This is a genomic window from Wolbachia endosymbiont (group A) of Pipizella viduata (assembly GCF_964028555.1).
Classification (GTDB): domain Bacteria; phylum Pseudomonadota; class Alphaproteobacteria; order Rickettsiales; family Anaplasmataceae; genus Wolbachia.
In genome coordinates, this window is record NZ_OZ034787.1 from 591,447 (window position 1) to 605,200 (window position 13,754).

10 protein-coding genes and 1 tRNA gene are annotated in these 13,754 nt (G+C 36.0%); 2 read left to right on the plus strand and 9 right to left on the minus strand.

Annotation, left to right across the window (positions count from 1 at the left end):
* Window positions 1-282 precede the first annotated feature (282 nt).
* Window positions 283-1,176: an Rpn family recombination-promoting nuclease/putative transposase gene (locus ABWU50_RS02715; RefSeq protein WP_353275402.1), complete on the plus strand. Its 894-nt coding sequence runs from the start codon at window positions 283-285 to the stop codon at window positions 1,174-1,176.
* A 4-nt stretch (window positions 1,177-1,180) separates the two neighbouring features.
* Here the strand turns inward: ABWU50_RS02715 and ABWU50_RS02720 are convergent, their stop codons facing one another.
* From ABWU50_RS02720 to dapE, 3 genes are all read right to left on the minus strand, one after another.
* Window positions 1,181-1,930, minus strand: coding sequence for an alpha/beta hydrolase (locus ABWU50_RS02720; protein ID WP_353276183.1), 750 nt, complete (start codon window positions 1,928-1,930; stop codon window positions 1,181-1,183).
* Between the two features lies 1 nt (window position 1,931).
* Window positions 1,932-2,459: a c-type cytochrome gene (locus tag ABWU50_RS02725; protein ID WP_253309627.1), complete on the minus strand. Its 528-nt coding sequence runs from the start codon at window positions 2,457-2,459 to the stop codon at window positions 1,932-1,934.
* Window positions 2,460-3,111: 652 nt separating this feature from the next.
* Window positions 3,112-4,317 (minus strand): succinyl-diaminopimelate desuccinylase, encoded by a 1,206-nt coding sequence (gene dapE / locus ABWU50_RS02730; protein WP_353276185.1) that lies wholly within the window; start codon window positions 4,315-4,317, stop codon window positions 3,112-3,114.
* A gap of 42 nt (window positions 4,318-4,359) precedes the next feature.
* On the opposite strand from dapE, the gene ABWU50_RS02735 reads away from it, so the two are divergent.
* Complete coding sequence (locus ABWU50_RS02735; RefSeq protein WP_264735520.1) at window positions 4,360-5,697, plus strand: iron-containing alcohol dehydrogenase; 1,338 nt, start codon at window positions 4,360-4,362, stop codon at window positions 5,695-5,697.
* 195 nt (window positions 5,698-5,892) lie between these two features.
* On the opposite strand, the gene ABWU50_RS02740 is transcribed toward ABWU50_RS02735, so the two are convergent.
* The 6 genes from ABWU50_RS02740 to dnaE form a co-directional block, all read right to left on the minus strand.
* A tRNA-Met gene (locus ABWU50_RS02740) sits at window positions 5,893-5,965 on the minus strand.
* Window positions 5,965-7,257 carry an adenylosuccinate lyase gene (gene purB / locus ABWU50_RS02745; RefSeq protein WP_353276188.1) on the minus strand — a complete coding sequence of 431 codons (1,293 nt, stop codon included), beginning with the start codon at window positions 7,255-7,257 and terminating at the stop codon, window positions 5,965-5,967. The genes ABWU50_RS02740 and purB overlap by 1 nt, the downstream gene beginning before the upstream one ends.
* 112 nt (window positions 7,258-7,369) lie before the next feature.
* The gene (rplI, locus tag ABWU50_RS02750; RefSeq protein ID WP_353276189.1) at window positions 7,370-7,915 is read right to left on the minus strand and encodes a 50S ribosomal protein L9; all 546 of its coding nucleotides are present in this window, start codon (window positions 7,913-7,915) and stop codon (window positions 7,370-7,372) included.
* Between the two features lie 7 nt (window positions 7,916-7,922).
* A complete protein-coding gene (gene rpsR / locus ABWU50_RS02755; protein WP_353276191.1) occupies window positions 7,923-8,198 on the minus strand; it encodes a 30S ribosomal protein S18 in 276 nt (91 codons plus the stop codon).
* On the minus strand, window positions 8,198-8,980 hold the full coding sequence (rpsF, locus tag ABWU50_RS02760) for a 30S ribosomal protein S6 (protein ID WP_353276193.1): 783 nt from the start codon (window positions 8,978-8,980) through the stop codon (window positions 8,198-8,200). Before rpsF ends, rpsR begins: the two co-directional genes overlap by 1 nt.
* A 48-nt stretch (window positions 8,981-9,028) precedes the next feature.
* Window positions 9,029-12,469 carry a DNA polymerase III subunit alpha gene (gene dnaE / locus ABWU50_RS02765; protein WP_353276333.1) on the minus strand — a complete coding sequence of 1,147 codons (3,441 nt, stop codon included), beginning with the start codon at window positions 12,467-12,469 and terminating at the stop codon, window positions 9,029-9,031.
* Between the last annotated feature and the right edge of the window lie 1,285 nt (window positions 12,470-13,754).

A 13,754-nucleotide genomic window follows, 5' to 3' on the forward strand; every position in this document is an offset into this window, starting at 1 on the left:
TGAGCTTTCTTCAATTTAAAATAAATACAGAAAATTGCTGCCTATAGCTAAACTGACTTAGATTTACCGACAATTTGAAAAACCGTCATTCCGCTACTAGTTAGCGCCGCGGCGGTATGACGGTTCGCGGCGGCATGACGATAACCTCGTCATCCCGCTACTTGTTAGCGGGATCTATGCTAAGAGATACCGCGGCAGCATAGCTATAGCTATCTTCAAAAATATGGTTGAATAATTGTTAATAATAGTGTATAATTATTAATATTTTCAAGCATTTTTGCCATGGCTCTTTCAAAATTTCTCGATCCTCGCAATGATTTGTGTTTCAAAAAAATCTTTGGAACGGAAAAAAATAAGAATATCCTGATCCACTTTTTGAACGATATTTTAGGGTTTACTGAGATAAATGCAATACAAGAAGTTGAGTTTCTTAGCACTATTATGGATCCCGAAGTTGCCTCTGATAAACAAAGTATTGTTGATGTTCTCTGCAAGGATTCTCACGGAAATAGATGTATAGCAGAAATGCAGCTCGCTAGAGACAAGGGCTTCGAAAAACGCGCTCAATTATATGCCGCTAAAGCCTACTCAAGACAATTAGATAAATCTGGCAACTACATTGATTTAAAGAAAGTCTTCTTTATTGCTATATCAAATTTTAACTTACTTCCTGAAGAAGTTGGTTATATTTCTACTCACAATATACGTGATATAAAAACTAACGGCCATTACTTAAAAGATTTTCAATTTATCTTTATAGAATTGCCCAAATTTTCAAAAAGTAAAGTAGAGCAGTTAGAAAGTATAGTAGAAAGGTGGTGTTTCTTTTTTAAATACGCAGAAGAAACAACAGAAGAGGACTTAAAAGAGATAGCAGAAAAAGCGCCAATAATAAAGCTAGCATATGATGAATTAGACAAGTTTCGTTGGAACGAAAAAGATTTAGTAGCTTACGAAGAAAGAATAATGGATCTACGGAAAGAAGAAGCCATTCTTGAATACAGACTTGATCTTGCTGAAGAGAAAGGTATACAAAAAGGTATAGAGAAAGGAAAAATTGAAGGGAAAATTGAAGTCGCAAAAGCAATGCTGGCTAATAATGTTGATGTCAACACTATTGTCAAGTTTACTGGCCTTTCTATTAGTGAGATTGAAGAATTAAGTGGAAATCTGTGAACGGTTACCTATATGTTTTTGCTGGCAAAAATTCTCTAATGGTCTTAAATAAAACTTTCAGTGAGTGATTGTCAGACATGTTGTGCTCTGCTGATTTCATCAAGTATACTTCAACATCGGTTGACTTAATTTTTTCAGCTAAATTCAATGAAGTTTGATAAGGAACATCTTTATCATTAATGCTATGCAATAAGCGCACAGGACAGTTTATATCTATTGCTTCTCTGTTTAAAAGAAGGTTCTTTCTGCCATCTTCGATCAAATTTTTAGTTATTTTGTATGTACAATGCTCTGAAGTAAAATCTATTACACCTTTAGAACCTAGTTCTTCTTTTTGCTTGCCTGACAATTGCTTGAATATCAAATCTTCAGTAAAATCAGGAGCAGACGATATGCCGATTAATGCTACAATTTTTTCTGGAAATTGAAGGGCAATGAGCAGCATCAGCCATCCTCCCATACTTGAACCTATAATTATTTGTTTATCGCTAGTTAATTCACTTATCACTTTAGCACAATTTTCTTGCCAATCACTTATCGTGTAATCAATAAAATCACCACTTGAATGACCGTGACCAAAATAATCAAATAGCACAAGTGCTATATCGTTTTCTTGGCAAAATTTGTAAATAGCAGTTGCTTTAGTTCCATCCATATTAGATGCAAATCCACCAAAAAAAACTACAGAAGCTTTCTTTCCTTGTAGCTTTCGATATGCTATGTGAACATTATTTCCATCATTACAATAATCCATACTACTTTGGCAAAGCAACAGGGTTATCACTCAATTGACGCAAATAACTAACTAGATCTGCAATTTCTTGTGGATTGGAAATACCTGCAAATGCCATACGCGTACCTTTTATATAGGCTTTTGGGTTCTTTAAGAAAGCAAATAGCTCCTCATACCCCCATTTTCCACCTCTTTCAAGCACTGCTTTTGAGTAATTGAATGAGTTACCAAGATGAGCCTTTTTGTTTCCAACTACGTTCCATAAGTTTGGTCCTACTTTATTCATTCCACCTTTCTCAAAACTATGGCAGGCTATACATTTCTTCGCTGCTGACTTGCCTTTTTCAAAGCTAGCATTCTGCATGAGCGCTCCAATATCGAGCGCCACTTGCTCGATTTTTTGCTGGAACTCATTGTTACCAGCAGCTACTATCGTTTGGTGTTCAATCTTATATTCCTCTGGACTATACAGCATATCAACTACGTTGCTGACTATCATAATGATTAGCCCAGAAAGTAAAATCGATGCTGCAATCTTATTAAGCTCCATAGTTAATTTTTATCAATTAATGTTGCTTAAATTATGCAAATATTTTCGCAAATAGCAACCAATTACCTTGAAGCTCGCTAAAGATGAGAGTCTCTAGCTACAAATATTAAGAAATTTACCAAATGGAAAAAAAGGCAAAAGAAGCCCCGTGGTTGGCTAATTACTTACATTATACTTTCAAGTATGGCGTTTTTTTATTCTAAACGCTTAATAACCGCGATTTAGCTGCTTTTTAATGCAACTAACCTTTAGTCATAAATGTTTAAGAAATTTACTAAACAGAAAAAAAGGCAAAAGAAACCCTAGGGTAGCTAATTATTCACTATCCATTTTTTAAGTTGGCGTTTTTTAATGTTTTAAATGCTTTATAAGCGTATTTCAGCTTGTATAGGTAAAAACCTAGAAATTTGATAAAGACATAGAGTGCACATAGTGCAAAAAATTAAACATGAGACGCCAAATACGTTGAGTTTTTTTGTCATTTAATCTGTACAGAGAAGATAAATAAATAGCTTCACTGTCATGATAAGGGGACTGGCGGAGTTTGTCAAGTGGTTTTTGTAGCTCTCATGGTTTTTGGATTCTAACGTCACACGCTGGGATGATACCAGTTGTTACTCAAACAACAGTTATGCAAGAGATCTGATTACATCTAAGCTAACAATGGACCACTAGATATATTACTAACTACGTTGACCTGACTCAATATTTTATTAGTGGGATTGAAATAATTTTCTATAAATTCCTTATATATAGCTGTTAATTTATGTATATCATTTACTAATACGCATTCGTTTATCTGATGTGCGGTTTTGTTGATTATACCAAATTCAATCACTGGACAAACATCTTTGATAAACGCAGCGTCAGATGTGCCACCACTTGTGCTCAGCACAGCATCAATACTGGTAACTTTATTTATCGCATCAAGCATAATATCAGTATTTCTATCAGGAGTAGAGAGGAAAACGTCCCTGCTGCTATGCATAGAAAGTTTATAATCGTTAGTTACACTGGAGCATATTTCATCAATCAGCTTATATAAGCCGTCAGGTGTTTGTGTATCGTTATATCGAATGTTAAAACGTGTAGTTGCTGAACTAGGTATTAGATTGCTAGTATTATTTCCAACATCGATAGTAGTAACTTCGCAATGTGAAGGCTGAAAATATTTATTACCATGATCAAAAGTAGTATTTTTTACCTTACTCAATATCGATATTACCTTATATATTGGATTATCTGCTAGGTCTGGGTAGGCAACGTGTCCTTGTTTTCCATGGCAAATTAATTCAAATGTTACAGAACCTCTTCTGCCTATTTTTATGGTATCACCTAATTTCTCACTACTGGTTGGTTCGGCAACTACACAAAAATCTATCTTTTTTTGCTTACTTTTCATCCATTCCAAAACTGCCTTTGTTCCATATTCTTCCGTGCTTTCTTCAGCACTAGTAATCAATGCACTTATCGAACCATTAAATTGAAACTTTTCTGCAATTAAATTTGCCATAGCAGCAATAAATGCAGCTATTCCGCTTTTCATATCAGCTGCTCCTCTTCCATATAGCATTCCATCTCTAACTTCTGGATTAAATGGACCAAATGCCCAATCTTTTAACTGACCCGGTGGTACAACATCAACATGCCCAGCAAAGCACAAATTTGGTACTCCATTTATATATTTCGCATAAAGATTTTTAACTTTAGTTCCATCATTACCAAATTCTAAAATCTCACAGTCAAAGCCACTTTTCTTGAAGATTGTTGCTATATGCTCTATTGCCCCGCCGTCCCTTGGTGTTATACTCTCAAAAGAGATCAATTTCTTAGTTAGCTCTACAGGGTCAATTTTCATGTCAATCTTAAAATACTTATATTGCTATATTGTAAACACTCTATGCACTATTTAAAACAAATATTACATCAAGCCGAACAAACTTTTCTAAGGGAAGTAATAACAGATTACCACCTTGCTGATGATATCTATAAAATATGCACACGACACGGAAATGACATCTTTCTAGTTGCAGATGAAAATACAGCAAAACTTTTAAACAAAAACGTATTTAATAAAATTTCTCACTTAATTATCCCGAGCAATACCATTAGGCCTCTTGCAAAACCTCATATCATTTCGGATGCTCCCTACATTTTATCATCCCAGTCCTCCGAGACTGGGATCCAGGAAAAAAAATCAGCGTCACGCGCTGGAATGACACCAACCATGGGTACTAATCTTTCACTTGCCTCTCTTGAAACCATAAATCTAGTTAGAAACAAAGCAAAAGACAGTGACTTAATAGTTGCATTTGGTAGCGGCACCGTTAACGACATCTGCAAATATGCAAGCTACCTCGAGAAAAAAGATTATATATCGTTCCCAACAGCCGCTTCCATGAATGGATATACATCCGCAAATGCTTCAATATTAGTAAATGGATACAAAAAATCGTTCAAAGCACATCTTCCAAGAGCGATATATATAGATATAGACATACTTACCAATGCACCACTGCGCCTCACATTAAGCGGATTTGCAGATTTCATTTGCCGTTCGACAGTTCAGGCTGACTGGCTACTATCTCATTTGTTGCTTGGCACAGAATACAATGAATTACCTTTTACACTTGTTCGCGATTTGGAGCAAATTTTGCTAAGAGAGTATACGGCGCTTACTAAAAGAAGTAGAAAAGTGGTTCTATTACTTATGGAAGTTCTACTAATTTCAGGACTTGGAATGGTAATATCAAAAGGCAGCTATTCTGCAAGCCAAGGAGAGCATATGATAGCTCACGCAATGGAAATGGTAACAAGAGATCATTCCTCACTACATGGCGAAAAAATTGCTGTTACGACGATTACCATGGCTAATTTGCAGGAAAAGATATTATCAATACAAAACCCGATTATCAACCCGACCACTTTAGATGTAAAACATATAACTCAGTGCTTTGATAATATCGAATTTGTAAGAACTTTTGAACAGAAGCAAATTATGCAGCAAAAAATCCAAGAGATTATTTGTAAAGAATGGACTAATATTTCCAATTTAATTAAGCAAAATTTACTACCTGCAAAATACCTGCAAAAAATATTTGAAGATCTATCAATTCCGCACTTACCAGAGCACCTCAGTTGGAATAAAGAACAATATTGTAAAGTGGTCGATCTTGCGTTTGCAACAAGAGATAGATTCACCTTTCTTGACTTAGCTAATTGCATAGAAGAAAGTTAAGTTTTGTAGTGAAATTCTATCATTTAAAGAGATCATAGGCCAAAAGCTAAACCCTTTTCACAATCTCTTATCCATTTTCCTCTAAACTATACACCTAAGTGGATATACAACTGAACGTAACCATTCCAAGTAGCTGACACTGGGTCGCACTACTTCACCAATAGCACTATCTTGCTAAACATAGTTTAGTTCGAGTGGCTGAGGAGGGACTTGAACCCCCGACCAAGAGATTATGATCCTCCTGCTCTACCAACTGAGCTACTCAGCCTAATTGAAAACCTTGCTATATATGTGACCTACATGCTTTGTATAATATTTCAAATCAAACAAAGATTCAAGTTTTTCCGAGTTAATAACCTTAAGTAAAGGTTTATCTTGTTTCAATTCGGCCAGAAAATCACTGTTGTTTTGTTTCACTTTCATTGCATTGCTCTGAACAATTTTATACGCCTCTTCCCTCGCCAAACCACTATTTACTAACTCAAGCAATACACGCTGTGAGAAAACTAAACCTTTTGAAGAATTTAAGTTCTTTTCAATGTTTTCCTTATTGATTACCAATTTATCTATCAAATCTGTTAATCGCACTAAAGCAAAATCCATTGTTATACAAGCATCAGGAGCAATGGATCTTTCCACAGACGAGTGTGATATATCACGTTCGTGCCACAATGCAACATTTTCTAACGCAGGAAAAACATAACTGCGTATTAAACGTGAGAGTCCCGTCAGATTTTCACTTAAAATAGGATTACATTTGTGTGGCATAGCAGAGCTTCCCTTCTGCCCAATGGAAAAATGCTCAGAAATTTCGCCGATTTCAGTTCTTTGCAAATGACGAATTTCAATTGCAATATTTTCTATTGAGCTTGCAATCACTCCCAAAACCGAAAAGAACATGGCATGTCTATCACGAGGAATGACTTGAGACGATATGGTTTCAGGTATGAGTCCCATTTCTTTTGCTACATACTCTTCAACAAACGGATCAACATTTGCAAAATTACCTACTGCACCTGATATTTTACAAATTGAGATCTCTTTTTGCGCGCTAATTAATCTCTGATAATTGCGTTTAAATTCAGCATAAAATCTAGCAAATTTTAATCCAAGAGTTGTTGGTTCTGCATGCATTCCATGACTGCGTCCAACACAAACAATATCTTTATAGTCCTCAGCTTTTTTTTTCAATACTGCAAGTAAATTTTTTAGATTCCCGAGTAAAATATCACATGACTCTTTCAACTGCACCGCAAGGCATGTATCCAAAACATCAGAACTTGTCATTCCATAGTGGAGATAACGAACATCAACTCCCGCTTTTTCAGCAACATATGTCAGAAAAGCTATAACATCATGTTTTACAATCGATTCAATTTCGTTGATACGTTCAATATCAAATTCAATAGCACCAGAGAGCTTCTGAGCAACACTATTTGGAATCACTCCTAACTCTGCTTGAGCTTCACACGCTAATTTTTCTGTTTTAAGCCATATATTAAATTTATTATTTTCCTCCCAAATGGAAGACATTTCTTTTTGGCTATAGCGCGGGATCATTAAATGACCCCCGTCTTATCTTTGAACATGCTAGATCCCAGTGTCACGCACTGGGATGACAGAAAAAAAAGGCACTGGAATGACAGGAATAGTTGATATATTTTATTCACTGCTATTTGTTATTTGTATCTTCTTGCTCCACTGCTTCACCTTCTTGTTGCTCAGACTTCTGATTTTGCAACTTTACTTGCCTTAATTCATGCGCATCTGTTTCGGATTTCACGACGTATATAGTAACTGGTACTATTACTTCACTATGCAACTCTATGTTTACTTGGTACTCGCCCAAGTTTTTGATGCTTATTCCACCAAAAGATAAACTACGGTGATCTATCGCATGTCCTTCTTGTAGTAAAACTTTCGCAATTTCACGTGTTGTTACAGAACCAAAAATTTTACCATCCTCTGAAGCTTGCTTTATCAATACCACAAACTTATCATGTAGTGACAATGCAAGCTCTTTTGCTACATTTAATCTTTTTGTATTCTCTTCCTCCAGCAATAAACGTTGTTCTTCTAGTTTTGCTAAATTCTCCTTGGTAGCTTTCACCGCTTTTCTTTGTGGAAAAAGAAAATTACGTGCATAACCTGGTTTAACTTTGACAACTTCACCAAGCTTACCTAAAGTCCTTATATTTTCCTTTAAAATTATCAACATAAATTACCTAAACTTTTTTAGTACAGTAAGGAACAAGAGCCAAAAAACGTGCCCTTATGATCGCTAAGCGTAACTTCCTTTGTTTTTTTGCACATACGCCTGTTAACCTTCTAGGTAATATCCTACCATAGTCAGAGGTAAACTTGGATAATAAATCTGTATTCTTATAATCTATGTCTTCATCTTTAGACGTATCAAGAGGGCAAACTTTAGAACGCCTAAAGCCAGTCCTATTATTTACAGATACGTAGGAATTATTAAAACTATTTCGTCTTTTCATCATTATGCGTTTTGCTCCTCAATTTGTTTATTCATCATATAAGATTTACCTTCAAAAAATTTATCAACCTGCACAGACAAGTGGCGAATAACGTTCTCATTAAGTTTCATTCTACGCACAAATTCATCCAGAATGTTTGCAGTAGAACTTATGCACATTATACAATAATGACCGCTCTTCATCTTATTTATTGGATATGCAAAATCCAAAAGACCCCAATGTTCATACTTGATTAATCCCGATGCTTCAATGTTTTCCAAAAGCATCTCCAATGCTTTGCTCGATTGAGTTGGACCGTTTATTCTAAAATCTTTCAAAATATCTTGAAAAATCTTTATTAGATGTTCTGAAATATTTCTCTTCAAAGCATTTACTGCATTATGGATAAACGCACTTTTAGTAATTTGCTCACTGCCTCCTAGAAATTTTATAAAATCTTGCGTTATTCCTAAATCTTTTAGGTCATCTTTCAACTCTTTATCGATTTTTGACTTCACTTCTTTCAAATTTGAAAGATCTTCTTCCAATTCAACCCATAAAATTTTTGTAAGATCTTCAAAGAAATCAGAGTAAGCAACTAGACCTTCTTTAATGTTTTCAGCACGCGTTTCTAACTCTTGTTTTGTAAGCGTACTATTTTGCCTTTCCATAAGACTCTTGATCTTCTGGAAAATAACATCTGCTTTAATATTTTTCAATGAAACAGCTAGCTCTTGGACCATCTCCTCTACTTCTTGCTGTAATAATCCTTGTTGTGCTATAAAAGTAAATTCATAAAGATTCACTATATCTTCCTTTAATACCGATTAAATATTTCATTATATAAAGCTTTTTTATATAAGCAAGTTATTTGTATTAATTTCTACGCCTTTAATCCAGCTTAAGTTAGATATTTCATAAATAACTTGAGGAGCAATTGAGTATGCACCTGGTAATAAGATGCTCACTTTATGTTTTTCGAGAAGAAGTTTTAGCATTATTTTGGTTCTGCCTTTATCTTTCAATATTGCATTTAATTCCATAGCGGCTTTTTGCGAATCCGTGCACTCAGTGGTGAGAACTAATTCCTTTATTGTAGAAGCGATTCTTTTTGTAAACTCAGATATATCCTTGCCTGCTAATCTTGTCGTATTTTCCGAAGCTTCAAGATCAATTATCACAAATGTTCCTGGTGAAAATAAATCTCTTTTTTCTTCTATTATTTCATTATTATAAAATGCTATTTCAGAAACGTTATGGGGATCAGAAAGTGTGAGTATAACAAACCTTCCACGCTCTGAAGTTCTCATACGTGCATTTAATATTACCCCAGCAGTTTTTGCTGTTCTATTTTCTCCGATAAACCCAATATTTAACTTTTCCAGAAGAATTCTAAATTTTTCAAGTGGATGATTAGTTAAATAAAATCCTAGTGAAAATAACTCATGCTCTAATTTTTCCTCTTCATCAAAATCTTCCACATTCTCAAATTTCGGTTTGAGGACATCAAGACTAGCAAACAAAGCAGCTTGACTTGATTCCCTATCCTGTTTGTTTTTATTTGCAAAGTAAATCAGCATGTCCATTGACTCATATAGCTGCTTTCTGTTCTTATGCACGCTATCGAATGCCCCGGATTTAATTAGGCTTTCTAGCGCTCTCTTATTTATTATATGACCTGAATTTTGAATGAATTCCCATATGTCCTTATAAGCGCTTGAACGTGTGTTCACTATTCCTTCTGCTATAGAAAAACCAACATTCCTCAAGGCAGCAATACCATAACGTATGCACTCACCCTCTATTGAGAATTCAGCTTGAGACTTGTTTATATCAGGTGGAAGAACGGTAACGCCACTAAACTTTGCTGCATGATAAAATAAATTCAGTTTATCTCTATCATCAATATTTAGATTCATTAGTGCTGTAAAAAATTCTAATGGATAATTAGCTTTAAGGTAAGCCGTTTGATAAGATATAACCGCATATGCAGCTGCGTGAGATTTATTAAATCCATAACCAGCAAATTTTGCAACAAGGTCAAAGATATAACTTGCCCTGTCATAATCAACGCCATTCTTTGTTGCCCCTTGGATGAAAAGTTCACGTTGTTTATCCATCTCTTCCTTAATTTTCTTACCCATGGCACGTCTCAGCAGATCTGCTTCCGCTAAGCTATACCCGGAAAGAATACGGGCTATTTCCATCACCTGCTCCTGGTAGATTATTACCCCAAATGTTTCTTTTAACACTCCTTCAAGTAACGGATGAATATAATCTGGCTTTTCAAGTCCATGCTTTCTTGCAACATAAGTTGGAATGTTATCCATAGGTCCTGGACGATAAAGGGAAATTAAAGCGATAATATCTTCAATGCAATCTGGCTTTAATTTGATTAAAGCTTCTCTCATTCCCGAACTTTCAAGCTGGAACACTCCAATTGAATCACCGCTAGAGAGCATCTCATAGGTTTTTTGATCATTCAAAGGAACTGAAGAAATATCGATCTTTTTTTCATCACGATTAATTAAACGACATACATGATCTATTAGTGTTAGCGTACCAAGTCCAAGAAAATCAAATTTTATTAACCCAGCTTTCTCCACATATTTCATGCTGTATTGAGTGATTGGCAGAGCCGAATTTGGATCGTAGTACACAGGAACAAAATTTTCCAACTTTTGATCACATATTACAATTCCAGCAGCATGAGTTGAAACGTGACGATATATTCCTTCAAGCTTTAGTGATATATCAAGAAGCTTTGCAATTACCTCATCACTATCCCGTTCTTTCTGCAGGTTTTGATCAAGCTCTATCGCTTGTGATAAAGTTACAGGATTTACTGGATTAAATGGAACCATTTTAGATATTTTATCCACTTGAGAGTAAGGCATTTGCAATACTCTACCAACATCACGCAATACTGCCCTTGCTTGCAATTTTCCAAAAGTGATTATTTGAGCAACATAACCGTACTTTTTCTGAACATAATCAATAACCAGGTCCCTTTTCTCTTGGCAGAAATCGATATCAAAGTCAGGCATTGATACACGATCGGGATTTAAAAACCTTTCAAATATTAGGCCAAACTTTATTGGATCAAGGTCTGTAATCTGTAAGCTCCAAGCAACAATTGATCCAGCACCAGAGCCTCTTCCTGGACCAACTGGAATGCCATTTGCTTTGCTCCAGCGGATAAAGTCAGAAACTATTAGAAAGTAACCAGCATAGTTCATTGAAGTGATTACACTTAGTTCATAATCTAACCTGTCGTAGTATTGCTTGAAATCGATATCATGTTGTGTGTCATCATCTGGTTTGGTGTCATTCCAGCGCGTGACGCTGGAATCTCTCTGGATCCCAGTATCAAGTACTGGGATGACAGTGGAGGGTGTTCTGGTGACAGAAGAGGATTTTGCAATACGCAGCTTCAATCCTGCAACTGCCTGCTCCCTCAGTTCTTCATTCTCAGTTTTATTTTCTCGACAAGGAAATTTAGGCAAGATAGGCTGCCTGCTTCTTGGCATGTAAGAGCACCGCTTAGCTATCACTAAAGTGTTATGAATTGCTTCGGGAATGTCGCTGAACAGTTCCTCCATTTCTGCCACAGATTTGAAGTAATGCTCGGTAGTTAACTTCTTTCTGTTATTCTCCAGGGCATAACTCCCCTCCGATATGCACGTTAATATGTCATAAGCCTCATAATCAGACCTATTTGGAAAAAACACATCGTTCGTTGCAACCAGTGGTACATTGCGCTGATAAGCAAAATCTATTAAAGCTTCTTCGAGCTCTAGCTCTTTATTCAGCCCATGACGCTGCAATTCAACATATAAATGACCATCGAATGCTGAAAGCAGTTTTTCAACCGTTTCTTTATCTTGCCCCAACAATAGTTGAGCCAAACATCCACCGGTTAAAGCGATCAGACCCATACTTAAATTCAATAGCTCATCAAAATCAACGTAAGGAATATCGCTGTTATTCTTGCGCTTTTTAAAAGACTCACTCACCAAAGTGACTAAATTAGTGTACCCTTGCTCATTTTTTGCAAGCAATAATATAGGTAAATTTTGTTCTGAATGTTTAACTATAATATTGCATCCTATTATTAGCTGTATTCCCCTACTTGCTGCATATTCTGAAAATTCGAGCGAGCCAAACAAGTTGCCTGAATCAGTAATTGCAACCGCTGGCATTTTATTTCGCAAACAAAGGCCTATCAGCTCCTCAATTTTAACCGAGCTTTCAAGCAGCGAATAAACACTATGAACACGTAAGTGTATGAACATAAAAAACTTTAGATCAACAAAAAAGGATAACATTAATTTACCCATGAGAACATAATTTCATGAAAACAAAAGCCTATAAAATTCTAAAATTAAAATACGAAAACTTCCTTGACAAACTCTGTCAGCCCCCTTATTATGATAGTAAGGGTATTTATGACTCAAAACTTGTTTTTGATCTGCGCAGGTTCAACAACAAAAATTCAGTAAAAAACTCAGGGTATTTATTGGCGGATTAGATAAAATTATAGCGGCTGCATGTCTTTTTTATTTTTTCTACATTCAGCCAAATCGCGCTTAAACTAAGCGTCAGCACATTATTACAGCGCCACTTACAGTAATATAGAGTCAAAACTCGCTACTCGGGGCTTCTTTTGCCTTTTTTTTCGTTTGGTAAATTTCTTAAATATTTATGGCTAAAGTAATTTAGGCCTACCGACAACCGTCATCCCGCTACGTATTAGCGGCTAAGAGATACCGCGAATGAATCGCGGGATGACGGTTCGCGGTGGCATCTCGTCATCCCGCTACGTGTTAGCGCTTACTATTACCCACAAATAAAGACATGGTATTGTATTTACTCAAATAATTTAATTTTATTAACCTGAAAGCTTATTGGATTAAAATTATTAAATTAAGAGTTATAATTTTAGCAACTAAAAGCTGTAAATTGCACCATATAAACAGTTATTTCAAGCAAAAGTTATGCCATTAAGAGCTATGCAACAAACATTTATATTTGTGGGTAATAGTAAGGTGTTAGCGGGATCTAGAGATACCGCGGCGGTATAATGGTTAAGTAATTCGTCATCCCGCTGCTTGTTAGCGGGATCTATGCTAAGGAGATACCGCGGCGGTATGACGGTTCGCGGTGGCATGACAATAACTTCGTCATCCCGCTGCTTGTTAGCGGGATCTATGCTAAGAGATACCGCGAATGAATCGCGGTATGACGGTTAAGTAGGGTGTCATTCCAGTCTGGAATCTAGTTCTTATTGTACATTTACTTGGTGTAGAGTTAAGTTTCCTGGATCCAAGTAGTCTGGGCACTGGGATGACGAGAAAGGAGCACTGACATTATAGAGTAAAATGAGATCCCAGTGTCTGGGCACTGGGATGACAAAGAAATAGGCACTGGGATGACAAAAAAGGGGCTACTCGGATGACAAAAAAAGGAGCTACTTGGATGACATCATAGGGGCGCTGGAATGACACCATCACAGAGTGAACCAGCGTCATACACACATCCCTTTGGTGACAATGTTTGTTGATGCAAGATTATACCTTG

Coding starts and splice junctions, on each gene's coding strand:
- ABWU50_RS02720 (WP_353276183.1), bottom strand. CDS start 1,930: ATGGATTATTGTAATGATGGAAATAATGTTCACATAGCATATCGAAAG.
- dapE (WP_353276185.1), bottom strand. CDS start 4,317: ATGAAAATTGACCCTGTAGAGCTAACTAAGAAATTGATCTCTTTTGAG.
- ABWU50_RS02735 (WP_264735520.1), top strand. CDS start 4,360: ATGCACTATTTAAAACAAATATTACATCAAGCCGAACAAACTTTTCTA.
- dnaE (WP_353276333.1), bottom strand. CDS start 12,469: ATGTTCATACACTTACGTGTTCATAGTGTTTATTCGCTGCTTGAAAGC.
- purB (WP_353276188.1), bottom strand. CDS start 7,257: ATGATCCCGCGCTATAGCCAAAAAGAAATGTCTTCCATTTGGGAGGAA.
- rplI (WP_353276189.1), bottom strand. CDS start 7,915: ATGTTGATAATTTTAAAGGAAAATATAAGGACTTTAGGTAAGCTTGGT.
- ABWU50_RS02725 (WP_253309627.1), bottom strand. CDS start 2,459: ATGGAGCTTAATAAGATTGCAGCATCGATTTTACTTTCTGGGCTAATC.
- ABWU50_RS02715 (WP_353275402.1), top strand. CDS start 283: ATGGCTCTTTCAAAATTTCTCGATCCTCGCAATGATTTGTGTTTCAAA.
- rpsR (WP_353276191.1), bottom strand. CDS start 8,198: ATGATGAAAAGACGAAATAGTTTTAATAATTCCTACGTATCTGTAAAT.